27 protein-coding genes and 1 tRNA gene are annotated in these 22,413 nt (G+C 67.7%); 10 read left to right on the top strand and 18 right to left on the bottom strand.

Features of this window, described 5'->3' with window-relative positions:
- Nucleotides 1-48 precede the first annotated feature (48 nt).
- Nucleotides 49-1,053 carry a glycoside hydrolase family 6 protein gene (locus ABD333_RS23525; protein ID WP_344544159.1) on the bottom strand — a complete coding sequence of 335 codons (1,005 nt, stop codon included), beginning with the start codon at nucleotides 1,051-1,053 and terminating at the stop codon, nucleotides 49-51.
- 249 nt (nucleotides 1,054-1,302) lie between these two features.
- Between ABD333_RS23525 and ABD333_RS23520 the strand changes: the two genes are divergently transcribed.
- Entirely contained in the window at nucleotides 1,303-2,823 is a 1,521-nt protein-coding gene (locus tag ABD333_RS23520; RefSeq protein WP_344544157.1) for an alpha/beta hydrolase, read from the top strand.
- Nucleotides 2,824-2,879: 56 nt separating this feature from the next.
- A tRNA-Thr gene (locus ABD333_RS23515) sits at nucleotides 2,880-2,955 on the top strand.
- A gap of 64 nt (nucleotides 2,956-3,019) precedes the next feature.
- Here ABD333_RS23515 and ABD333_RS23510 read toward each other — a convergent pair.
- The 10 genes from ABD333_RS23510 to ABD333_RS23465 form a co-directional block, all read right to left on the bottom strand.
- Complete coding sequence (locus ABD333_RS23510) at nucleotides 3,020-4,288, bottom strand: tyrosine-type recombinase/integrase (protein ID WP_344544156.1); 1,269 nt, start codon at nucleotides 4,286-4,288, stop codon at nucleotides 3,020-3,022.
- On the bottom strand, nucleotides 4,288-4,473 hold the full coding sequence (locus ABD333_RS23505) for a helix-turn-helix domain-containing protein (RefSeq protein ID WP_344544155.1): 186 nt from the start codon (nucleotides 4,471-4,473) through the stop codon (nucleotides 4,288-4,290). Before ABD333_RS23505 ends, ABD333_RS23510 begins: the two co-directional genes overlap by 1 nt.
- A gap of 19 nt (nucleotides 4,474-4,492) precedes the next feature.
- Nucleotides 4,493-5,911, bottom strand: coding sequence for a replication initiator (locus ABD333_RS23500; RefSeq protein ID WP_344544154.1), 1,419 nt, complete (start codon nucleotides 5,909-5,911; stop codon nucleotides 4,493-4,495).
- Between the two features lie 101 nt (nucleotides 5,912-6,012).
- The gene (locus ABD333_RS23495) at nucleotides 6,013-6,165 is read right to left on the bottom strand and encodes a hypothetical protein (protein ID WP_344544152.1); all 153 of its coding nucleotides are present in this window, start codon (nucleotides 6,163-6,165) and stop codon (nucleotides 6,013-6,015) included.
- 14 nt (nucleotides 6,166-6,179) lie between these two features.
- Nucleotides 6,180-6,467, bottom strand: a complete 288-nt coding sequence (locus tag ABD333_RS23490) for a hypothetical protein (RefSeq protein WP_344544150.1) — start codon at nucleotides 6,465-6,467, stop codon at nucleotides 6,180-6,182.
- Nucleotides 6,467-6,895: a hypothetical protein gene (locus ABD333_RS23485; RefSeq protein WP_344544148.1), complete on the bottom strand. Its 429-nt coding sequence runs from the start codon at nucleotides 6,893-6,895 to the stop codon at nucleotides 6,467-6,469. Before ABD333_RS23485 ends, ABD333_RS23490 begins: the two co-directional genes overlap by 1 nt.
- Before the next feature lie 17 nt (nucleotides 6,896-6,912).
- Complete coding sequence (locus ABD333_RS23480; protein ID WP_344544147.1) at nucleotides 6,913-7,659, bottom strand: DUF2637 domain-containing protein; 747 nt, start codon at nucleotides 7,657-7,659, stop codon at nucleotides 6,913-6,915.
- Nucleotides 7,656-7,928, bottom strand: coding sequence for a hypothetical protein (locus tag ABD333_RS23475; protein ID WP_344544145.1), 273 nt, complete (start codon nucleotides 7,926-7,928; stop codon nucleotides 7,656-7,658). The genes ABD333_RS23480 and ABD333_RS23475 overlap by 4 nt, the downstream gene beginning before the upstream one ends.
- Nucleotides 7,929-8,015: 87 nt before the next feature.
- Complete coding sequence (locus ABD333_RS23470) at nucleotides 8,016-9,359, bottom strand: FtsK/SpoIIIE domain-containing protein (RefSeq protein WP_344544143.1); 1,344 nt, start codon at nucleotides 9,357-9,359, stop codon at nucleotides 8,016-8,018.
- Nucleotides 9,359-9,694 carry an SCO3933 family regulatory protein gene (locus ABD333_RS23465; RefSeq protein ID WP_344544142.1) on the bottom strand — a complete coding sequence of 112 codons (336 nt, stop codon included), beginning with the start codon at nucleotides 9,692-9,694 and terminating at the stop codon, nucleotides 9,359-9,361. Before ABD333_RS23465 ends, ABD333_RS23470 begins: the two co-directional genes overlap by 1 nt.
- 127 nt (nucleotides 9,695-9,821) lie before the next feature.
- Between ABD333_RS23465 and ABD333_RS23460 the strand changes: the two genes are divergently transcribed.
- Complete coding sequence (locus tag ABD333_RS23460; protein WP_344544140.1) at nucleotides 9,822-10,211, top strand: GntR family transcriptional regulator; 390 nt, start codon at nucleotides 9,822-9,824, stop codon at nucleotides 10,209-10,211.
- Nucleotides 10,212-10,482: 271 nt separating this feature from the next.
- Here the strand turns inward: ABD333_RS23460 and ABD333_RS23455 are convergent, their stop codons facing one another.
- From ABD333_RS23455 to ABD333_RS23435, 5 genes are all read right to left on the bottom strand, one after another.
- A complete protein-coding gene (locus tag ABD333_RS23455) occupies nucleotides 10,483-10,983 on the bottom strand; it encodes a hypothetical protein (protein ID WP_344544139.1) in 501 nt (166 codons plus the stop codon).
- Nucleotides 10,980-11,315, bottom strand: coding sequence for a hypothetical protein (locus tag ABD333_RS23450; protein WP_344544137.1), 336 nt, complete (start codon nucleotides 11,313-11,315; stop codon nucleotides 10,980-10,982). The genes ABD333_RS23455 and ABD333_RS23450 overlap by 4 nt, the downstream gene beginning before the upstream one ends.
- Nucleotides 11,316-11,411: 96 nt before the next feature.
- On the bottom strand, nucleotides 11,412-11,738 hold the full coding sequence (locus ABD333_RS23445) for a hypothetical protein (RefSeq protein WP_344544135.1): 327 nt from the start codon (nucleotides 11,736-11,738) through the stop codon (nucleotides 11,412-11,414).
- Nucleotides 11,739-11,774: 36 nt separating this feature from the next.
- Nucleotides 11,775-12,053 (bottom strand): hypothetical protein, encoded by a 279-nt coding sequence (locus tag ABD333_RS23440; RefSeq protein WP_344544133.1) that lies wholly within the window; start codon nucleotides 12,051-12,053, stop codon nucleotides 11,775-11,777.
- A gap of 348 nt (nucleotides 12,054-12,401) precedes the next feature.
- Nucleotides 12,402-12,695, bottom strand: coding sequence for a hypothetical protein (locus ABD333_RS23435; RefSeq protein WP_344544132.1), 294 nt, complete (start codon nucleotides 12,693-12,695; stop codon nucleotides 12,402-12,404).
- Between the two features lie 221 nt (nucleotides 12,696-12,916).
- On the opposite strand from ABD333_RS23435, the gene ABD333_RS23430 reads away from it, so the two are divergent.
- The 6 genes from ABD333_RS23430 to ABD333_RS23405 all read left to right on the top strand — a co-directional run bounded on the left by ABD333_RS23430 (nucleotide 12,917) and on the right by ABD333_RS23405 (nucleotide 18,400).
- Entirely contained in the window at nucleotides 12,917-14,026 is a 1,110-nt protein-coding gene (locus ABD333_RS23430; protein WP_344544130.1) for a hypothetical protein, read from the top strand.
- Nucleotides 14,013-15,194, top strand: coding sequence for a hypothetical protein (locus ABD333_RS23425; RefSeq protein WP_344544128.1), 1,182 nt, complete (start codon nucleotides 14,013-14,015; stop codon nucleotides 15,192-15,194). The genes ABD333_RS23430 and ABD333_RS23425 overlap by 14 nt, the downstream gene beginning before the upstream one ends.
- The gene (locus ABD333_RS23420; protein ID WP_344544126.1) at nucleotides 15,148-15,570 is read left to right on the top strand and encodes a gamma-glutamylcyclotransferase family protein; all 423 of its coding nucleotides are present in this window, start codon (nucleotides 15,148-15,150) and stop codon (nucleotides 15,568-15,570) included. Before ABD333_RS23425 ends, ABD333_RS23420 begins: the two co-directional genes overlap by 47 nt.
- A 261-nt stretch (nucleotides 15,571-15,831) precedes the next feature.
- Complete coding sequence (locus ABD333_RS23415; protein ID WP_344544124.1) at nucleotides 15,832-16,257, top strand: hypothetical protein; 426 nt, start codon at nucleotides 15,832-15,834, stop codon at nucleotides 16,255-16,257.
- Nucleotides 16,258-16,934: 677 nt separating this feature from the next.
- The gene (locus ABD333_RS23410) at nucleotides 16,935-17,423 is read left to right on the top strand and encodes a nuclear transport factor 2 family protein (RefSeq protein WP_344544122.1); all 489 of its coding nucleotides are present in this window, start codon (nucleotides 16,935-16,937) and stop codon (nucleotides 17,421-17,423) included.
- Between the two features lie 188 nt (nucleotides 17,424-17,611).
- Nucleotides 17,612-18,400 carry an SDR family oxidoreductase gene (locus ABD333_RS23405; RefSeq protein WP_344544120.1) on the top strand — a complete coding sequence of 263 codons (789 nt, stop codon included), beginning with the start codon at nucleotides 17,612-17,614 and terminating at the stop codon, nucleotides 18,398-18,400.
- Between the two features lie 25 nt (nucleotides 18,401-18,425).
- Here ABD333_RS23405 and ABD333_RS23400 read toward each other — a convergent pair whose 3' ends face one another.
- Complete coding sequence (locus ABD333_RS23400; protein WP_344544118.1) at nucleotides 18,426-20,021, bottom strand: PP2C family protein-serine/threonine phosphatase; 1,596 nt, start codon at nucleotides 20,019-20,021, stop codon at nucleotides 18,426-18,428.
- A 381-nt stretch (nucleotides 20,022-20,402) separates the two neighbouring features.
- Entirely contained in the window at nucleotides 20,403-20,816 is a 414-nt protein-coding gene (locus ABD333_RS23395; protein ID WP_344544116.1) for a MarR family winged helix-turn-helix transcriptional regulator, read from the bottom strand.
- A gap of 102 nt (nucleotides 20,817-20,918) precedes the next feature.
- Between ABD333_RS23395 and ABD333_RS23390 the strand changes: the two genes are divergently transcribed.
- Nucleotides 20,919-22,361 carry an MFS transporter gene (locus ABD333_RS23390; RefSeq protein WP_344544115.1) on the top strand — a complete coding sequence of 481 codons (1,443 nt, stop codon included), beginning with the start codon at nucleotides 20,919-20,921 and terminating at the stop codon, nucleotides 22,359-22,361.
- Nucleotides 22,362-22,413 lie beyond the last annotated feature (52 nt).

Here is a 22,413-nt window from a genome sequence, read left to right as displayed (position 1 = left end):
CGGTGGGTTCCGGACGCCTTGGAGCGGGTGCGTCCGGAACCCGACCGGTCAGGAGCCCTTGATCAAACGCATGGCGAGCACCGGGCTGAACGTGCCGGCGGGGATGCCGGGGCCGACGCCGCAGGGGCCATCGGAGTCACCCGGCACCTTGATCCACAGCAGGTACTCGGCGCCGCTGCTTCCCCCGGCGCGCGAGGTGACGCCGAGCTTGCGCCCCGCGGGGTTGCACCACCGGCCCGGAACGCCGCCCTTGCCGTTGCGGCTGGTGTCGATGACGAACCGCTTGGTGTAGCGGTACTTGCCTTTGAGCGCCGCGTTCACCTTCTTGCCGTAGGCGGCGGACTGGGCGGTGGTGAAGAAGTTGGAGACGTTGATCGAGAAGCCTCGGACGTTCTTCACACCGGCCGCGTTGAGGCGCGCCGCCATGGTCGCGGGCGCGATCCAGTTGGAGTTGCCGCCGTCCAGGTAGGCGCGGGTCTTCTTCGCGTTGCTCTGGAACTGCTTGGTCGCGTACGCCAGCAACGCCGTACGCGTCTTACGCGACCCGGCCGGAAGGCAGTCCAGCTGCGCGACCGCGTCCGGCTCGATGATCACGACGGCGGGGCGGTTGCCGATCGCCTTCGCGAACTTGGAGATCCAGGCGCGGTACTTGGCCGGGCTGCCCGCACCGCCACCGGAGTGGCCGCTGCAGTCGCGGTCGGTGATGTTGTACGCGACGAGGATCGGCGTCTTCCTGGCCTTCTGGGCGGCCGTGACGTACGCGGAGACCGACTTGCCGATGTCTCCGCTCCAGTTGCCGAACCACTTGGCCCCCGGCTTGGCGGCGATCGACTTCTTGATCGCTGCGGCGCGGGCGTCGCGGGGGTTCTTCCGGACCCAGACGGCCGGGTTGGAGTTGGGGTCTACATAAAAGGGACTGGCCGCCTCCGCGGCGGCGTCCGACCCTGCTCCGGTCTGCTGGTTCGCGGACGTGAGGTCCGCCGAACCCTGCGAGCAGCCGGTCAGGGCCAGCGCCACCGCGCCGACGGCCAGGAAGGTTTTCCTGATCAGCACTTGACGTCTCTCCTCTGGAAGCGGGGGAGACCATCACGCACGCGCGATGATCAACTGTGCCGAGACGCCAGTGTGGTACGAACCATCCTCTTCTGGCCCGGAAACCCCCAAATTTGTTGATCTTCACGCCTATGACGTCGTCCCTGGCCTAATGGCGGTACGGCGTTGCGTGAATCGTGGATGTCCAGCCTGGAAACCCGTAGCGTAGGCGAAGGTGTACGAGCCGCGACGACGAGACGGGGAGCCCAGGTGCGGGCATTGAGGTTCACAAGTGCGGCCGTTGCGCTGACGCTCGCGATCACGGCTTGCAGCGACGGCGGCGACGACCCTGAGAAGTCCTCGGCCCCGTCCCCATCGGCGAGCGCACCCGCCGGCCTGGGGACGTATTACAGCCAGAAGATCGACTGGACGGACTGCAACGGCGGCTTCCAGTGCGCGACGGCCAACGTCCCGCTCGACTACGCCAAGCCGGCCGGCGACCAGCTCAAGCTCGCGCTGATCCGCCTCCCCGCCCAGGACCGGTCGCGCCGCATCGGATCGCTGTTCACCAACCCGGGCGGCCCCGGCGGCTCCGGTGTGGAGTTCATCCGCAGTACGGGCCGCGCGTTCGGGGCGGACCTGCGTTCACGCTTCGACATCATCGGCTTCGACCCCCGCGGCGTCGGCAAGAGCGACCCCGTGCGCTGCATGGACGGGCCGCAGCTCGACCGCTTCTTCGCCACCGACGCCTCGCCCGACGACCAGTCCGAGGTCGAGAAGCTCTCCGCCGAGAGCAAGACCTTCGCCGACAACTGCCAGGCCAAGGCCGCGGACCGCCTTCCCCACGTGGGCACCGTCAGCGCCGCCCGCGACATGGACGTCCTGCGCGCCGCCCTGGGCGACCAGAAGATGACCTACTACGGCGCCTCGTACGGCACGTACCTCGGTTCCTACTACGCCGAGCAGTTCCCGCAGAACGTCCGGGCCCTCGTCCTGGACGGCGCCGTCGACCCCAGGGAATCCTCCACCCAGACCCTGGTCGAGCAGTCCAAGGGTTTCGAGACCGCCCTCCGCGCGTTCGTCGCCGACTGCGTCAAGCGTCCCGACTGCCCCCTCGGCACCGACGCCACCGCCGCCGTCGCCAAAATCGCCGCGCTCCAAAAGCAGGCCGACCGGAAACCCCTCACCAACAGCCGGGACTCCCGCCCCGTCACCGAATCCCTCGTCACCATGGGCATCGCTCTCGCCCTCTACCTGAAGGAGCTCTGGCCCACGCTCCGCCAGGCCCTGACACAGGCCATCCAGAAGGGCGACGGCACGTTCCTGGTGGCCCTGGCAGACCAACTGGTGGAACGCGACCAGAACGGCACCTACAGCAACCAGACCGACGCCAACATGGCCGTCAACTGCGTCGACAAACCCAACCCCCCGGACGTCACCACCTACAAGAAGTCCGTAGACGAGGCCACCAAGGCCTCACCGCACTTCGGCTCGTTCGTGGTCTGGGGAGGCCTGCCCTGCGTCTACTGGCCGGCGAAGGCCAAGGAGAAGCCCAAGCCCATCACCGCCAAGGGCGCGGCACCCATCCTGGTCATCGGCACCCTCCGCGACCCGGCCACCCCGTACAAGTGGGCCCAGTCCCTAGCCGCCCAGCTCGACTCGGGCGTCCTCCTCTCCCTGGACGGCGACGGCCACACCGCCTACCTCCAGGGAAACCCCTGCATCACCAAGGCCACCGACCAGTACCTGGTAACCGCCAAACCGCCCAAGGACGGCCTCGTCTGCCGCTGATGCGCGCACACGCCCCAAGACCCGGTAGACTGCTGCCCGCCGTCCTAGTACGGCAAGCCGCCTTAGCTCAGTCGGCAGAGCGATTCACTCGTAATGAATAGGTCATCGGTTCGATTCCGATAGGCGGCTCCAGGTCAAAAGCCCCTTGCGATCATCGCAAGGGGCTTTTTGCTAACAGGCTTGCTAACACGGGGGTCTAGGCGACCTCTCCCATGATCTTCGCGAACACCTCCGCAGCCGCGACCTCCGCCGAGCGGACCACGTGGGCGTAGACCCGGAGCGTGATCGCCGGGTCAGCGTGGCCGAGCCGGGCCGCGACCACGTGGACCGGAACGCCCGCCAGCAGGAGCGTCGTGGCATGGATATGCCGTAGATCATGGACGCGGGCATGGGGGAGTGCCTCAGCCGGACGCGGCCCCTCCTTGGGCTCGTTGTACGCCCGGATGGTCTTGGTCATCAGCCAGCCGACCGAGTCGGGATGGATCGGCTTGCCCCAGCCCGTCGCGAACACGTAGCCGTCCGAGCCGCCCCGCCACTTGGCGCCGACGAGCAGCTTGTCAGCGGCTTGGGCCTTGCGGTGCTCCTTGAGCACGGCAACCGTCTCGTCATCGATGGTCACCACACGGGACCGGCCGCTCTTGGTCGCGCCCTCGATACGTTCGCCGGCGACCACGCCCGTCGAGCCGGTGATCGTGATCCGCTTGCCGTCCAGGTCCACGTTCGACCACCGCAGGTTGAGCAGCTCCCCGCGCCGGGCGCCCGTGTAGGCGGCCAGGTGGTAGAAGGCGAACAGCCGGTGCCGACGGGCCGCAGCCAGGAACGTACGAAGCTGGTCCGTACTCCAGACCCTCCCAAGCTCACCAAGCGCAGCCTTGGGACGCTTGGCCCGCTCGACAGGGTTGCTCGGGATCAGCTCGTCGACCAGGACGGCATCACCGAACGCCTTGCGGAGGATCGCGTGAGTCCGCGTGACCGTCGAGATCCCCAGCGGCTTGCCGTCCTCCCCGCCACTGGTCAACAGGTCGCGATAGAGCTTGGTGATCCGCGCCGGACGGACGGCCTGAAGCCGCAGTCCGCCGATGTGCGGCTTGATGTAGAGCCGGATCATGGTCCGGTAGCCAGCCAGAGTCCGAGGACGGATCTCCACAGCGTGTGACTCGATCCACTGATCCAGGTATTCGGCCACGGTGATCGCGTTGCGGTCGATGTACTCGCCGCGCCGGGCTTTGACGCGGGCCTCGTCACGGGCTTCCTTGGCCTCGTCCTCATCTGCGAAGCCGCCGACCCACTTGGGTTTGCTCAGGCCGGTCTCGGGGTCGGTGACGCGGATGACGTAGTACCAGGTCTTGCCGCGCTTCATGACGCCGTCGCGGAGCTTGGGCTTGTCTTTGGTGGCCTTGCTCTGCTTGCGGGTCTTTCTGGGCTTGTTGGGTTCGTCGGGGGTGGCGGTGGTGGTCTTGGTCATCAGGCGGCCTCTCCGGTTTCGATCAGGCGGTTGATGTAGGTGGTCAGGGCTTCGGTAGGGATGCGGCGGGAGCCATCGATGCGGACGGACCGGAGCGCGCCTGAGGCGAGCAGCTCGTAGAGCTTGCTTCGTGAGATCGCGAGCGCCTTTGCGGCTTCCGGAACGGTCAGCAGAAGTGGGGGCATGGCGGCCTTTCGGTCGAGGTCACAGAGAGGGATCGGAGAACTTGGCGCCGACCCGGGTGGAGCCGGGCGGGGGGAGTTGGCGGCCGGTGAGGGCGGCGGTTACCAGGGCCTCAGCGCGGGTGAGTCCTTGGCTGTGGAAGCGCCATTCGGCGACGACGAGGACTTGGGCGGGGTCGATGTCGTCGGGCGGTTGCCATCCGGGTTGCTGCTGGCGGATGTAGTCGATGCGGACCTGTCGCAGCGCGCCCAGGGTGGTGGAGTAGCGGCGGGACTTGGTCGAGAAGTGGCCCCGGAAGCCGAGCATGTGAGCCCAGGCGGTGAGCCGTAGTTCGGCCAGCTCTTCCAGGGCGCCGAGCCGAAGGCATTCGGCCATGAGCCGTCGGGCGTGCGGGGTGACGTCGAGGGCGGCCAGGTCGACGCCGGGGCCGAGGCGGTGATCCAGGGTGCCGAGGCATTCGGTGGCTTTGGTGGCGTACTTGGCGATGTAGCCCGCTACCGCCGTCTCGGTCAGGTCACCGGAGGCGGCCGAGCCGGTGATGGCGCGTACGTCGACCTGATCGCCCCAGGCAAGGGTTCGGGCCGGGACGTCGGGGGCGTCTGGGGAGGCGACCGACACAGCCGCCGCAGCGTGCCGCACGGCGTCATCGAGCAGGCCGGAGGTTGCCCAGGCAGGTGGGGTCGAGCTGGGGCCGGTGGGGCCGTCGAAGCGGATGACGGCATGAAAGTGCACCACGCCGCGTCGCTGGTATTCGGCGACCTTGGCGAATGAGACCGTCAGCGTCTCGCGGAGTTCCTTGTGCGTCAGCCCGGCAGCGCGGGCCAGGTAGCGCCGTAGCGCCAGGGTGAAGCGCCGCCACAGCTCGGGGGCGAGGGCGTTGAACAACACCGAGCCGGTGTAGTCGTAGCAGTCACCGCAGAGCGGTTCACCGAGGCGGGGATCGTCGGCTCCGTGCCGGACGGTGCAGGACGACTTGACTCCGTGCGGGCAGGGTTGGGCGTCGCGGCGCGCGTGGCAGGGCAGCAGGCGGCCGTCCTTGACACGGCGAGTGTGGACGGGGCCGAAGGAGGGTGCGGTGAGGGTGACGAACGCGGCCGGGTGTGTGGTGACGGTGTCGGGGACGTTCTTGCCGCCGACCAGGCCCGCGCGGATGAGCTGGTAGGTGTCGGCGCGGTAGGTCTCGGCGCAGGCGGGGCAGCGGGACGCGCGGCGGGTCTTGCACGCGATCGGGAGGGCGCCGTCTGGCTCGGAGTCGGTGGTGTAGTGGTGCAGGCTCTCGCCGGTGGTGGCGTGGACGTGGTCGACGGTGCCCTTGAGGTAGACCGGTTGGGCGCATCCTGCGGTGGCGCGGGCACGGGTGGCCCACTGGTCGAAGTCGAAGCGGTCCAGGATGCCCGCCATCAGCCGGGCGTCGTCGGGGGTCACCACAGGGTTGGGCACGATGGAGGGTTCTCCTGTCTAAGCGTCAGGCGGTTGGGGGACGAGCCCCCGGCATGGCCGTGTGTGCTTGGCGGTTTGTGCGGCCACGCCGGGGGCCGGGGTCAGAAGGCGGAGACGAATCGGGCGAGGGCATCGGCGACGAGGGCCAGGCCGTCGAAGACGGCGGTGGTGGCGTCAGCGGCCCTGGCGGGGTGGCGGAGCAGGAACAGGCCCAGGACGATCCAGAACGCGGCGAGCAGGCAATAGCGGCGCATCGCAGCTCCTCCGGTCAGCAGTGGCCGTAGCCGTTGCAGTGGGGGCAGGTGTCGCCGTAGGAGTCCAGGCCGGTGCCGCCGCAGTTGCAGCACTGCCACCACTGGACCGGGGGGACGAGTGGGCGGGGGAAGGCCACTGACACGCTTGTTCCGGTTTCCTGGGCGGTGACTTCAGGTGATCCGCATTCGTTGCAGGACGGGCCGACGCGGCGGGCGAGCAGGAGCGTCCAGTTGGTGTCAGCGGTGGCGTTGCACACTCGGCACCGCAGTCGCCACGCGAAGGTCTGGGGCTGAGTGGTCATCAGGCGGCCCGCCCGTCGGCGCGGTCGCGGTCCTGGTCGGCTTGGTCGTCGAGGGTGATGTTGGTGTCGTAGCTGCGTTCGGCGAAGTGCCGCTCCCAGCGCTGGGACGGGATGTGTACGGCCTGGTAGGTGATCCGTCCGAAGGACCGGGTGGCTTCGTAGTGGCCGCCGTGCCGGGTGTCGTCCCGGACCGGGACCCCCAGGAGTTCGGCGATCTGGTCAACGTGGGCGCGCTGGGCCTGGTCGGTCTGGGCGTCGCGGCTGATGCCGCCGACGTCGGCGTTCACGGTCCAGCCGTATTCGGTGACCGGGATGTCGGGGTTGGCTTCCAGGAGGGCGGCCAGGGCGCGCAGGCCGTTGATGATCTGGTGGCGGGCGAACAGGTCACCGGGAACGGCAGCGCGGTTCGGGTTGGTGGGGCTGGTCATGCGGGTTTCTCCTTGGGTCAGGCGGCGGTTTCGGTGCGGACCTGGCGCAGCAGGTCAGAGGCGAGCTGGTTGGACACCCCGAGCCGAGCGCGCAAGGTGTCGCGGGTGATCGGGCGTCCGTGCTTGGCTTGGTGTTCGTCAGCGACGCGGCGCGCGAAGGCGATGAGCTGAGGGGCCGGAGTCGATCCCGCCGAGGACGGTGGGACGGAGTCGGGGACGGGCAAGGTGGTCTGCTCGTCTTGTGGCTTGGTGGCCGGGACGGCGGGAAGTTCGGGACGAGGACCGTCCTGGACGCGCGCGGACGGGGACGGCTCGGTGTGGTTCCCGAAGGACGCGGGCGCCGTCATCGCCGCCGAGGGGGCGGGCGCCGGAGCTTGTGGCCGGGACGGCGAGCGGCGTTCGAGCATGGAGACGGCGACGAGGAAGGCGCCGGCGGGGGTGGCGGCGGTGATCCAGCCCCAGGCCGTTGGGTCGGCTTGCGCGAGGTTGGCGGCCAGGGAGAGCAGGATGCCGCCGACCAGGACCAGCGTCGGCCACGACAACCGCGCCGTAGAGCGGCTCAGGCGCTTGTCTCGCTGTCGTTCGCGAGCCGCCATGACACACGTCAGGTCGATGCAGACCGCGATGGCCCAGGCCATCCAGCCGTGTTGGCCGTGCTCGTCGGCGGTGTCGCGGATGTGGGTGAACGATCCGGCCGCCGCGATCGACGCGAGCACCAGGACCGGCCCGGAGTCAGCGACCGTCCCGGCTAGGCGGCGGGTCATGCCGCCCGCCCGGTGAGGTCGGCCAGGAGGGCGACCAGTTCGGGGTCACAGCGGTGGCTGTCGGCCCACCGGTCGGCCCGGTCAAGCAGCGGGGAACTGTAGGTGTCGGTGCAGCGCGCGCAGTGCGCGATGTGCAGTCCCCGGACGCCGTCCCACTCCACCGCCGGGACGGGGACGACCGGCGAGGACGGCGAGGACGGCGAGGACGGCGAGGACGGCGAGGACGGCAGGATGGGACGGGGACGAAGCGTGATCACGGTGGTGGTCACGGGTGCCTCCAGGGCGGTTTGTGGCATGGGTCGGGTAGGGACGTGGCGCGATCACGGGGGCGCCAGGCCCGAAGGGAGTGGCGAGAGTTATGCGGCGGCGGTGAGGTCGCGGCCGATCAGCTCAGCCCAGGCGGGGGCGAGGTCTGCGTAGGTGTGGGCGGCGGTTTCGGCGGCCTCTTCGCTCACGTACTCCGAGCGGGCACGGTGCCAGGTGCCGTCTTGTCCGGCCACGACCGCGACCCCGGGCGCTTCGGCGGGGATGAGGCGTGCGGCGTCCAGGGCGGCGGGGTCCAGGTCACCGAGCGCCATGTTGGCGGTTTCGGGGTCGTTGACGCGGTGGCAGATCCGGCCGGAGAGCTGTGCCCGCAGCGCGGTGACACCGGGGCCGAGATCGGAACCGATGCGCTGCCCGCAGATGATGAGGTAGACGGCGAACGCGCGGCCGAGCTGCACGATCCGCAGTAGCGCCGTACCGGTGCGCGCCACCTCGTCCTTCTCGGACTTGTCCGCCATCAGGAACAGTTCGGCGACCTCATCCACCAGCGCCACGATCGGCATCGGCCGCAGCTCCTCGGGCAGCTTCCACACGTTGCGGGCACCGTGGACACGGCACAGCGCCATCCGGTTGTGTACCTCGCCGAGCAGGTCTTGCAGCAGGTCGACCGATTCCTTGCGGTTGGTGGCCAGCGCCGACAACCGGGGCGCGTAGGGGGTGAACTCCACGCCGCCCTTGAGGTCGAACCCCACCAGCGCGACCGGCTGAGGAGCCAGCTCCTTGATGATGGCGTTGCACAGGTTCGACTTGCCCGACTGGGTGGCGCCGACGTTGATCCAGTGCGGCACCGCCCGAAAGTCGATCACCCACGGTTCGCCGTTCTCCAAGTTGCCCAAACGCACCACCAGCAGCTCCCCCGACCAGCCACCAGACGGAGCGATGTGCACCAGCGGATCACGGCGCGTGGCCAGCAGCGTGATACGGCCCGGCCTGCGCGCCAGGACACGCACACCATGCACGCGCCAGGCGTGCGCGAGGCGTTCGGCGGCTTTGGCGTAGTCGTCGGGGATCTGGCCGTCGTGCAGCTTGAGCCGCACCCGCCACCCGTACGGCGTCGGCAGCACCAGCCCCAGCCGGGGCGCCTGCTCGACATCCACGCGGCGGACGCGCCGTTTGTACTCCACCACCTGAGCGGCCGACCTGGCCGCCGGGCCGACCACCGGCAGTGCGTCCAGCGTCATCCGGAACGCGCGCTTGGAGCGGGTGAGCTTGCAGCCCGCCGCCACCGCCCGCCACGTCAGGTAGACGTGCAGAGCGCGCAGCGGGTAACCGACGCCGTACCAGAACGACAGCGGGTGCCAGTGGCGCCAGGCCCAGAGCCCGGCCGCCGCAGCGGCCAGGACCCCGAGCACCAGAGCGAATGTCTGCCCGTCCATCAGGCAGCCGCCGCAGCGGTCACCGGAACGATCTGCTCAGCGCGGAACGAGACACCCGCGCGCTTCTCGCCGTTGATGGTCTGCTCCCAGTAGAACCCCACCAGCCCGACCGGGGTGACGATCTGACCGACCGCGACGCCGGGGTCACCGGTGATCGCCACGTTCACCAGGTCGACGCGGCCCAGCTCGTTCGCGGCCGACAGACCAACCTGATAGACGTCGTCGCCGTTCTTGTCCCGCTTGATCTCACCGGTGTCCTGGTTGACCAGCTTGGGGCGCGGCGGGGACACGCACACGAAGGTCAGAGCCGAGGTGTCGACGGGGATGTTTCGCATGCCAGCCTCCAGGCTGTTTCTCGGGTACCTGCATGAGTAGGTTACCCATGAAAGTAGCAAAGTCAAACCTCTGGCCAGAACTTTCCTGGGAACCCACGAACCTAAGTGGCCGCGCTATGCTCCTGACATGGGCAAATCAAGTTCCGTCGACCGGCGAAAGATCTATGTGCGGATCGCGGACGAGCTACGCAGGGACATCGCCGCAGGGCGCTACCCGGTGGGTGAGACCCTCCCGTCGATCGCCAAGCTCAAAGAGCGATTCGACTCAGCCGGAGCCACGATCGAACGAGCGCTGGCCGTGCTCCGCGAAGAGGGGCTCATCCAGAGCCGACAAGGCAGCCCCAGTCTCGTTCTTGCCATGCCGGATCATTCCGAGGTCGAAGACGAGGGCGAGAGCGCCCAGGAGCCAAGCGAGGAATTCACCCTCCTCTCGGCCCATCTTCAGGAGATGCGGGCGCAGATCCGCAGCCTGTCCCAACGGCTCGACAAGATCGAAGAACGCTCCCGGGACAGCTAATGCGGCCAGGTGCCGGGCAGCGGCTTCTAGGTGTGGCGACGCTTGAGACGGAATTGCCGCAACGGCGCCGGCCGGACTCGCCTTAACGGCTGCCCCTTCGGGGTGACCTTCGGTCACACCGGCAGGCCCCGACCATGTCAGCGCTCAGGGAAGCCGCGGCCCTCAGGATGCGCGAACAGTCCAACTCCGTCCGGGATGTCTCCGAGTACGTCATCTCGCAGACGTACCGCGCGGCTCGGGGCAGCGTTTTGACGTACAGGCCCGGGTGGTCCTACTCCAGGTGAGCGAGAGCCGCGCGTGCGGCCTGCATCGCGGTCGCCCACAGCATGAACACCAACTGCCCGAGCTGGTCCTCACTCAGCCGATTGAGTACCGCGCTCGCCCGCTCGTCTTCGCCGCGCGCCCGTGCCGTCACGTAGGCGTGCGCATGGCGCTGCATGGCGCGATGGATACCGCGCCCCTGGAGCCGGGTCTCCAAAGGAATACCGGCCGGCAGCCGCGCGTAGGCGTGCCGCTCCGAAGGCAGGAACCGCCGTACATCGGCCACGCCGCTATGCAGCACCGCACCCGCCGCCGTGGCACTGCGCTGGATCGCATCCGCAAACGTCTCAGCCATCACCGGCCCGACCACCGCCATCCCCGGCACGGCCTTGACCCGCGCGAAATACCCCAGCGCGGCGTCATACCCCCCGAACACTCCCGACATGATCACCGCCTCACACTCCGCGCGGATCTGCTCGGGATCAACGCCGGGTGTGGTGTCCGGGCTCATCCGCACACCCCGCCCGCCTCAGCGCGCACCCGCCGCAAGATCTGCCCGGCGACCTGCGTGACGTTGTCGGCCGGGCCGAGGACACGGCACGGGTCGCCGTCCGGTTGCGGCTCACAGAAGTACAACGGACCGTCCCAAGGTTGCGCGTGACAGGCCACCTGCACGCATCGGCCAACCGTCAGGCCATGAACGCTGATCCCGGTGTGCTCCACCCGGACACCACCGTCCCGCCACAGCGCATCACCCAGCGCCGCCAACCGCTCCCGCTCATGGCTCGTCCCGCCGCTCATGCTCGCGGCCTGTACGTCGATGCCGTCCCTGGTGATCCCCACGTCAGCCACCACCCAGCAGAAAGCCCCAAACCAGCCCGTAGATGAGGCACACGGCCCCGAAGCCCGTCATCCACAGCGCCATCGGAAGCAGACTGCTCACGAGCCAGCCCCCATCTGCTCAACGATCTCCCCAAGCGCCGCATCCAGCTCCGACACCGGAGCGATCCGCGCTCCATCGTTCGCCCAGATGAACCACCACGTCTCGCCGAACAGATCACAACAGATCTCCTGGGAGAGACCACGCCCGCCGACCGCGCCGACGCAGGTCACGTTCAAGACGACGACACTCAGGCGCTCGACGAACCCAGCACCCAGGTTCGGATGCGCGTTGACCTTCGCGCACAGCACCTCCAGGTGCCCGCGGCGCGGGTTTGCGACCGAGGGTGCATCGGCCGTCGTTCCACGTCTGCGCTCAAAGCTCATCCTCATCCCTCCTCGTCGTCCTGATGTGGTGCATGCTCACAGGTAGGTGTGCGCGTGACCTGCTTGCGCGAGGTTCGCCTCCCGCAGGAGCGCCGCGCGCAGCTCGTCCGGGGTGCGCTCCATCAGCGTTTGCGAGACCCCCACCTGCGGGTCATGAAGCGTCGCGAGCCACTCACCCGGAAGACCGTCACGACTCCGCCGAGCACGCCAGATCTTCCAACCAGCGAACTCCGCCTGAAGCTCGTCCAGCGTCCGCCGCTCCGCTTCGTCCTTGGCTCTGCGAGCTGCACGCCTCAGACGCGCCGTCTTCGTCATCGTCCGTACCTCCAGGACTGAAAGCGGGGCCGGCAACGCGGGGAAGAATGACCACCTTGCAACGGCCCGCACGGGGTCGAGCCGTGACACGGACACCCGTCACCGGCCCCGCCGCTCATCACGCCGACCGGGGCTGCTCTACGCAGATCGGACCAAGTACCCGCGCAGCGAGCTCGACCGTCCGGCTCTGAAGCTCATCCAGTTCCGCAGTAACCTCAGCGAGCTCCTTAAGCAGGATCTCCCGTTCTTCCTCCGTCAGCCTGATCGCCTTCTTTCCGCCTGGTTGCATAGACCGCGCGGAGTCGATCCGCACTACACGGGGCATTTCGTGCTCACGCTGAGCCTCGTTCATGAGCCGTCTCCCGCCTCGCCGCCGCCCAGCAGGTGCAGACCACTGATGTGCGTGGCAATGCGCCGGGCTGCCCCGGCCACGTCGTTGACCGGATGCTGGTGGTTGCCTCGTGCCCAGGAGAAATATCGTTGGGTGAAGCTGACAAAGACCCACAGGCACACGTCGGGTGTATCGGTGGAGACCGCCAGCGCCGCCAAGTCCTCGCGCAAATCGGCCGTCAAGTCCTCTTCGGCCAGCGCGGCGCGCAACTCTGCGAGCAGGTCCAACTCAAGCGCCATGTTCGTTTCCATCGGTTCGCCCCTCGGTGGAGGCGGGGACCAGTGACCAGGGGTACGACCATCGAGCCGCCCTCACCCAGTCACCGGTCCCGCCGTCGATCACACCAACGAGCTTCGCTGGGAGACGCGTCGCACAGCGATACCGCGTGTAACGCATCTCGTGCGCCTTGTGCTCGTCTCGTCTCTTCTATGTCTCGTCTCGTGCTACGTTCGCGGTGTCGGAAGGCTTGATCATGACGACCCCCCTTGTTGTGCGGTTCAAGGTTCTGCTCCAGGAGCGGCACTGGCAGACGCACCGGACGTTCACCGCCGAGTACGACAAAGCCGCCCGCTTGGTCGACCCTTCTCTGGTCGGCCATGGGCCGAGCCGGGCGCAGCTCCACCGCTGGACCAACGGAGAGATCAAGGGACTGCCCTTCCCCGACGCGTGCCGGGTGCTGGAGAAGATGTTCCCTGAGTGGACCGCTGAGCAGTTGTTCGAGCGCATTCCCTGGGACCAGGGCGACCGCCCGAAAAGCGACATCGACGGCCCGCAGGCAGTCCAGCCGAGCACTGCCACCCAGCTTCTCAGCGCCATCGATGAACGCCTGACCTCCCCACGTGGTGACGTGGAATGGCGAGCACCTGCCCCGGCCTACGCACTGGTTGCCCCAGCGCAACTGGACTCTGTCGAAGACGCCACTGAAGAAGCCCGCACGCTCGGCCACCGGCTCCTGGAGCTACAGCAGGCCCTTCGACTCACGGACGAAGAGACCGCTCAGTTCGCGAACCTCGCCGGAAATGTCGTCGAGTTGTCGATGAGCGCAGACATCGACATCGATCCTGACGGCTGGTCTCGCGTGACCTACCGCCATCACTTGCTCAACTTGTGCGACAAGCCCATGAGCAGGCTTGCTCGTGAGGTGTGGTTCGAGAACACCGAAGCCAAGCTCCGCATCGTGCCCATCAGCGACCCGGATCACCGGGTGATGATTCAGCGCGTGCATGACACAGCGAACCTGTCCAAGTTCGCCTGCCAGATCTCGCCACCGATCCAGCCGGGGGAGTCGGCCACTGTTGGCTTCACCTGCGAGGGCGGGCAGTTCCTCGAAGACCACTACTGGCGCCAGTCAGTACACCGCTACCTCCGGCACTACTCACTCCGCATTCGCCACCAGGGCGCCGGGCAGCTCCTCCGCTGTTGGGCAACCGAAGAGGAGCCCAACGGATCGGAGAACTCTGCCGAAGACGACCTTGTGTGGGACTACGAGGGCGACGACGTCGTGATGACCCTGACACGGACACACCTACGCCCGAACCAAGCCCTCACACTGCGATGGGATGTACCGCATGAGCCTGCGTGATGAGATCGAGGCCGTTCTCCGAGCATGGAACGCGCACGAGATCAGCCGGGGCGCCTCCCCGATCATCGATTTCGACTGCTTCCCCAACGGCCCGGAAGGCGAACCGATCCCAGACCGGCTCACGGCCTACCGCAGACTCGCCGCCCTACGTCCCGCCGCATCCGCCGTTCTGGCGACACGGCTGGATGCCGACCTTGCGTACCTCGGAGCCCTCCTCGGCGAACGCCCTGCACTGGACGACTACGTTCGCGCCACGCAGGGCTGCCCCGCGGCCGGATGGCCCACTGAGTACATGGCGCAATGCGCCGAGCGAACCCGCGCCGCCCTGACCGACCTGGGTATCGAATGGGGCCCGCAAACCAACACCGAGCTCCGCCAGCTCGAAGGCCCCCTTGACGAGAGCGAGGCACCAGATGCCATCCGCCAGGCGGCCGAGGACCTTGAACCGGTCATCCGGGAAGCCACCGGCAGCACCGCTCCCTACCGGCTGACGATCGAGACCGCCGAGATCGATGCGTACTGGGCGTACTGGCTGGACGGCGCCGGCCAAGACGTCAGACTCCGCCTCAATCTGCCCAACGTCGAGTTCACTCAAGTCGGTGCCAAACAGTTCGCCCTTCACGAAGTGCTCGGCCACGGCCTCCAGAGTGCCAGCCTCACAGCCCAGGCAGTCACCGAAGACGTCCCATGGGTCCGCATCCTGTCGATCCACGCCCCGCAGCAAGTCATGCTCGAAGGACTCGCCCAAGCGTGGCCCCTTTTCGTTCTGCCTGACGACAAGGTGCTCATCACCCGCGTATGGGTCACTCACTACGCGCAGCTCGTCCTGGCTCAGGTCCACCGTGCGCTCAACGCAGGCACCCCAGCGATCGAGTGTGCCGATCACCTACGCGCCTGGATGCCCTGGTGGTCTGACAAGACCATCTCCGGCTACCTCACCGACCGAGGCACCGACCCCAACCACCGCTCGTACATGTGGGCGTATCCAGCAGGGTTCGACTGGTTTGCCGCCCTCGCCGAGGCTGACGCTAAGGTGTCCCGGGAGGTACTCCATGCCGCATACCGAGCCCCGCTCACCCCGTCCGACCTCGCCGAACTCTGGCCAGAGGGACCGGCTATCGGTGGGCCCGGAGGCCCTGTTCGTCTATGGAAGCCTCCAATTTCCTGAGGTCCTCTTCGCCCTCATTGACCGTGTCCCCCAACACGAACCCGCAGCGGCCGAGGGCTGGCGAGTCGTCACCCTTCCCGAACGCGTCTACCCGGGCCTCGTTCCAGGAGACGCCACCGCGACCGGCCACCTGCTGACAGGACTCAGCCCGGCCGAGTGGCGCACCTTGGACGCGTTCGAAGACCCTGTGTACGAACTCAAGCGGATCGACCTCGTTGACGGCCGCCATGGATGGGTCTACGCATGCAACCCGGAGGCCGAAGTAGGCTCCGACGACTGGTCAGCCGAGGACTTCGAAGCCAAGCATCTCCCCGGATACGTCATCCGCTGCGCAGCATGGCGCCGCCGCTACGAGGACCAGCAACAAGTCGGCTGACGACATCCGACCCAAGCCCCGCAGCCTGCCGGATGAGAACTTTCATTACGTCTTCAAGGGCGCCCGCTACGCGGTCGCCGGGCGGTCCGCGCCGGGCATGCGGCCTCTCCGGGCCGACCCGGCGCGGCCGCCCCACCGCAGCAAACCCAGAAGACCGCAGCAAGATCTCAACCAGCGGGGGGCGCATTCCAGCGAGACGGGGCAGCGATCAGCATCACCCTCAACGCCAGCGAATATCTAAGAGAAGCTAGGAGCGCTCAGGTGGGCGTGATCAAACGTCACTCGGTGGGAATCGTCATTGGGGCTTTGCTTGCTTGTCTTGCGTTGTCGTCGGCGGTGGTCATTTATCTGTTCGTGAGTATGACAGGGTGCGAATATTCGCCGAAGAAACTCGAAGCGGTTCGCGAGGTTGTCGAAGCTGATATCGCGGGACTCCACACCAAGCCGGTTGAGCTAGTGGCTATCTGCGACTCGGGCGATGCACCGTTCTTGGAAACGGATCTTGCCCCTGGAGTCGCGGTCGACGAGGCGGTACGTCGGTTGCAGGGGAAGGGGTGGCAAGTGATCGAATCAATCGAGCCTGATGAAGGGTATGGGGGGAAGTCGCTTCAGAAGAGGTATCGGGGAAAGGTAGTCCACCTCTTCGTCGAAAGGGTCAATAATGGCTCCATGCAAATCTCACTGTGACCCGCTCTGGATCGGGCCTTACGATCCGCGCTAGGTTGGCGCACGATGTGACGGATTCTCGTGAAGGGCAGTGTTGCGGTAGGTGCAATACTCGCAGGCTATCCGTGCTTGCGCGGAAGAGGCTGGGCCAAGGGCCTCGGCTGAACGTGCCTGAAGCGGGGGCTTCGCAGCCCCCAGCCCCCCGCGTGCCGGAGCACTCGTTCGCGCGAATCGGTCTGTCACACCGTCTCGCCGTTCGCGCGAACGAGCACTCCGGACCGTGCCGGAGGTGTTCGGGGGAGTGCTAACGCGGGTGCTAACAACGGCTCTGGATGAGCCTGGATGCGTGTGGAACCGGGGAGCGCGTTGAGGGGCTCCTGGGCAGGTCGGGGGGCGGATCTGGACGGGGGTGGATCTTGTTCGTGAGACTCGTAATGAATAGGTCATCGGTTCGATTCCGATAGGCGGCTCCACCTCGAAGCCCTCTTGCGATCCCCGCAAGGGGGCTTTTGTTATCAGCGGACCCAGGCGGCCTCGCACGTGAACCCCGCAAACCCCTGACCTGACCTGGCGTGATGGTGTCGTGTGCGGGCGATCTGCGAATAACGTTGGGTGCACCCACGAACGTGTTATCGTTGGTCGAGTCAACGTTGGTGTGGCCAGCGTTGTTTACGTCCGACAACCCGTGAGGAAGCCCTATGACCGACCCCACCGATCTCGCCCAGATTCAGCGGCAGCTCCAGGAGCTGACCGATCGGGTTGAGGTCACTGATCTGATCCGCCGGCTCTATCGGTGGCTGGACGAAGGGGTCGGCGACCCGCGGTCCGTCTTCGCCGACGACGCCCGCGCCGACACCCCCGGCGGCCAGGTGCAGGGCATCGACCACGTGATCGCGCTCGCCACCCGCAACCACACACCCGACCAGCGTCACCAGCATCTGGTCACCAACCTCCTGGTCGAGTTGGACGGCGACCACGCCACCGTCCACACCAACATGCTGCTCACCATGGCGCCCAGCACCCCCGCGCCCGGAGCGCTCGCCCCCGAGGTCACCGCCCAGATCGGTGGACGCTCGCGTTTCGAGGCGACCCGGACGGCCCACGGCTGGCGGCTGTCGCTGGTCCACCATCGACCGATCTGGTCATCCGGGTCCCTGGACGTCACGCCGGCAAATTCGCGTGCGTAGGCTCCGGTAGATCTCCCCCGACCGACGGCCCACGCGGAGTCGCAGCGGCAGGTCACTGCTGGTCGGTCTCTGAAGGCCCAGGCTCGGCGGTTGACGGCGGCGCTCGTCTAGGCCGCCGGTCTCGCTGTCACGTTCGATCGGTTCGGCCCGTCAGTGCAGTGAGTCGACGAATCGCATCGGAGGAAATCATGACGATCCTGCTCACTGGTGGTACGGGAACGCTCGGCAGGCTTGTGGCGCCGCTCTTGGTGGACGCGGGCCGTACGGTGCGGGTGCTCAGCCGTAGCAGACACGAGGCCAAGGACGGTATCGAGTACGTAACGGGGGACCTGGCTAGTGGGGATGGGCTTGAGGCCGCTATCGGCGGGGCCGACACCATCGTGCACTGCGCTGGGAGCACCAAGGGTGACGAGGACAAGGCGCGGAATCTGGTGAAGGCGGCCGCGCGGGCCGGTTCACAGCATCTGGTGTACATCTCGGTCGTCGGCGCCGACCGGATTCCGGTCGAGAGCCGGGTCGACCGGGCGATGTTCGGCTACTTCGCGGCCAAGCGGGCCGCGGAGCTGGCCGTGGAAGGGTCGGGGCTGCCGTGGACGACCCTTCGGGCCACGCAGTTCCATGACTTCATGCTGACCGCGGCGCGGGGGATGGCCAAGATGCCGGTCATTCCGGTGCCGGCGGGGATGCGGTTCCAGCCCGTCGACGCCGGGGACGTGGCGGAGCGGCTCGCCGGGTTGGCGCTCGGCGAACCCGCCGGCCTGGTGGCCGACATCGCCGGGCCGACGGTGTACGGCATGGACGAGATCGTCCGCGGTTACCTGAACGCGGTGGGCAAGCGCCGGCTGATGGTGCCGGTCAGGCTCCCCGGCAAGGCCGCCCGCGCCTACCGTGACGGCGGCAACCTCTCCCTCGACCAGGCCACCGGCCAGCGGACGTGGGAGGACTTCCTGGCCGAGCGGGTCGGGACGCGTGGTTGAGCGCCGCCGGGCGTACGGCGGCGGGTCAGCGTGGGGCGATGGCTATGAGGGCCATGTCGTCGTGGCGGCCGTCACCGACCCATTCGGATACGAGCCGCTGGATACGTTCCACCAGTGCGTCGGGCGTCGACCCGGCGCATTGGGCCAGCTCTTGGCGTAGCCGGTCGTCGCCGAACAGCTCGTTACCCTTCGGGCCGCCCTTGGCTTCGGTGACGCCGTCGGTGTGCAGGAGGCAGGTCTCCCCGGGCGCGAGCTCGACGGGGACCGTGTCGGTCGCGACCTCCTCCATGACGCCGATGAGGGTCCCGACGGTCGGCACCTCCTCGACGGTGCCGTCGGCCCGCAGGACGAGGGGTGCCGGGTGCCCGGCGCAGGTCAGGCGCACCCGCACCCGTTCACGGTGACGCCGCACCGAGGCCAGCACCAGGGTGACGAACTTGCTGGGGTCGCCGTTCAGCAACATCATCTGGTTGAGCCGGCTGAGGACGTGGTGGTGGTCGTCGGCCTGCGGCAGCAGTACCTGCAGGGCGTTGCGGATCTTGCCGGTCAGCACGGCGGCCGGAAGTCCCTTGCCGCACACGTCGCCGAGGACCACCAGCGCCTCCTGGCCGCAGCCGGTCGCCGGGTAGAGGTCGTAGAAGTCGCCGCCGACGCGTTCACCGTCCTCCGACGGCCAGTAGCCGGCGGCCAGCTCGACGCCTTCGAGGTCGGGGGTGCGGGGAGGCAGCAGCTCGCGCATGAGGATCTCGGTGATCGAGGACTGCTCGGCGTAGAGGCGCGCGGCCGACATCGCCGTCCCGGCCCTGGCCGCGAACAGGCGCGCGAACGCCTCCTCGCCCGCTGTGAAAGCGGCGCGGCCGGACCGCCGTACGAGCACCAGCGCGCCGGCGGGAGCGCGCGGAGCGGGCAGTGCCGCCACCACCATCAGGCCTGGATCGTCGAGCCGGCCGCGGAAGAACCGTTCGGGAACGGTCGCGGGATCGATCGGCTGTGAGGGCGGGACTCCGCGCAACGCCTCGGCCAATCCCGGCACCTGATCGGGCTCAAGGTCGAGGTCGTCACTGACCACTCGCCCGTCCGGGCCGCAAAATACCATCGAGTATCCGCATCCGGCCTTCGGTGTCACCACCACCGCCAGATCCGCCAGGTGCCGCGCGGCCAAACGCACGCTCGCATTCAGGCAGAGATCGATGTCCAGAGATGAAAGGTCGCTTGAGACCTCGGTGAGGAATTCGGCACGCTCTCGTTCGGTTCGCAGTGCTTCCGGGGCCGACCGCTGCCGCGCGTCCTCGACGAGCCACCAGACGATATTGGTGACGCCCTCGGCGGTCCAGCGCGTCGGATGCGCCTCGAATGTGCGTCCGCCTATCGGCCCTCGTACGGGGGTGGCCGAGACCGTGTCGTCCACCTGCTGCTGGTGGGCCCGGTGGAGCCAGGCGGGAGCCGCCTCCGCCAAGGGCGCTCCGCACGCCGCGGACCCGAGCAACGTGCGGGCCGCGTCGTTGAGCTGACTGATCACGCCGCCGACGTCGGCGGCGACCACCGGATTGGGGGCAAATGCCCAGATCGGTCCGTCCGCCCCACGGTCTGTGTCGTCGGATCGCGTCACGAAAGCGTTCACATCCACAACTCCGTGGAGGACTCCGTTCCTCACCATCAAGAACGCGGTGCCGGGCTGGTTCGCCATCGTAACCAGGAAAGTGAATGTTCATTGCCATTTCCGTCCAGTTTTCACCGACCATCACAGAACGGATAACCGGCGCCTCGGATATGGCCACCCGGTCATATTCCGAGGTATGACGATCACGCTGTAGTGATGGCGTCATGGCGGTAAGTCCGGTCACGGAACGGCGATTATCGCCCGCCACTCTTCGTGCTCAGTTTCGGCCTGGACGTTGATGCGGTTAGCGACGCCCATCCTGGCCGCGCAGGGCCACGGCGTTCGGCGGCGCCGACGAGCGGCCACTCACCGTAATGGTGTGTTCGTGAGGTGGTGCCTTCGTCAGGACGAGGACGAGGACGAGGCGGAGGTGGAGGACGAGGTGGAGGCCAGGTGCTCACTGAGAATTGTGAGATGGGTCTCACGGGCCTTGGCGTGGAGCTCGATGCCGGCGGCGGTGGGCTTGACGAAGACGCCACGGCGGTCGGCCTCGCAGAGGCCGCGCTGCACTAGGCCGTGCTTCTCCAAGCGGGCCACCGTGCGCGAAAGGGCGCTCTGGCTCAGGTACATGTCGGAGGCGAGCTCCTGCATGCGGCACTTCTCGGACTGAAGGCCGACGAGCCGGTCCAGCGCTTCGAACTCGCTCATGGACAGGCCGTGCTGTGCCTGCAGCTCCCGGTCGAGGTGGCAGGCGACCTGGTTGTAGCAGGCCGCGAGGCTCCGCCAGCGGTCGACCAGCGCGGTCTCCGACGTCATGGGCGCATCTTAGGGGATAGGCCCGGCTGGATGCAAACGCATTAATTGCCGACGAATCTTGTGCGTAGACATTTGATGCGTGTGCATGTACTGTCCTCCGACGTGACTATCACCGAAACGTCTTCCGTCACCCCGCCCTCCCAAGCCACAGAGCCCGGCGAGCAGCGCTGGACCCCGCGACTGTGGGGCGTCCTCGCGGTGCTGTGCGCCGTGTTGTTCCTTGACGGTCTCGACGTGTCGATGGTGGGCGTGGCCCTGCCGTCGATCGGCGCCGAACTCGGCCTGTCGACCACGTCGCTGCAGTGGATCGTGAACGGCTATGTGCTCGGGTACGGCGGTCTGCTCCTGCTGGGCGGCCGTACGGCCGACCTTCTGGGCAGGCGCCAGATCTTCCTGATCGCACTGGGCGTGTTCGCCGTCGCGTCGCTGATCGGCGGCCTGGTCGACAACGGCACGCTGCTCATCGTCACCCGGTTCGTCAAGGGCCTCGCGGCCGCGTTCACCGCGCCCACCGCCCTGTCCATTTTGACCACGACCTTCCACGAGGGCCCCGCGCGCAACCGAGCACTGTCCGTGTTCTCGGTGTTCGGCGCCAGCGGTTACTCGTCCGGCCTGATCCTCGGCGGGCTGCTCACCAGCTTCGGCTGGAGGTGGACCTTCCTCACCCCCGTCCCGCTCGCGGTGCTCGCCCTGGTGGCCGGCTACTTCCTGATCCCCCGGGACAAGCGCGCCGAGGAGGGCGGCCATGACCTGGTCGGCGCGATCACTTTGACCGCGGGCATGTTGCTGGCCGTCTACACGGTGGTGTCGGCTCCCGAACGGGGCTGGCTCGACCCGGTGACCGTCGGTTCCGTGGTGCTGGCCGCGGCGCTGTTCGGAGCGTTCTTCTACACCGAGAACAAGGTCGCCCACCCGCTGATCCGGCTGGGCATCCTGAAGGTCGGCACGATCGTGCGCGCCAACCTGAGCGTCGTCGCGCTGATGGGCTCCTACCTCAGCTTCCAGTTCATGATGACGCTCTACCTGCAGGACGTCCTGCACTGGTCGCCGCTGAAGATGGCGATGGCGCTGCTTCCGGCGGGACTTCTCGTCGCCTTCGGCTCACCGTTCATGGGCCGCCTGATCGACCGGTACGGGACTTCGCCGCTCATCCTGACCGCGATGACGTCGATGTCGCTGGGCTACGTGTGGTTCCTCACGACGGCCGGGACCGCGCCGCACTACGCGTTCACCGTGCTGCCGACGATGCTGCTGCTGGGCGGCGGGTTCGCGTTCGGGTTCAGCTCGATCATGGCTCAGGCGACGGAGGGGATCGACGACTCCGAACAGGGTCTGGCCTCCGGCCTGGTGCAGACGGCCATGCAGGTCGGCGCCGCGCTGGTCCTGGCGGTCGTGACCGCCCTGCTCGCCAGCGGCTCCGAGGGCGGGAACGACTTCGGCCAGTTCCACCCCGGAATCAACCTCGTCACCGCGGTCGCGTTGGGCGGGCTCCTGTTCAACCTCGTACCGATGATCCGGCGTCGCTACCAGCCGCAGCACGCCTGATCATTCGTTGACGTGGGCGTCCTCCTCCTGACCCGGGAGGACGCCCACGTTC

The organism is Actinomadura fulvescens (assembly GCF_039533225.1).
Classification (GTDB): domain Bacteria; phylum Actinomycetota; class Actinomycetes; order Streptosporangiales; family Streptosporangiaceae; genus Spirillospora; species Spirillospora fulvescens.
The sequence above is the reverse complement of the archived record's forward strand: the minus strand, read 5'-3'. Positions and strand labels throughout refer to the sequence as shown.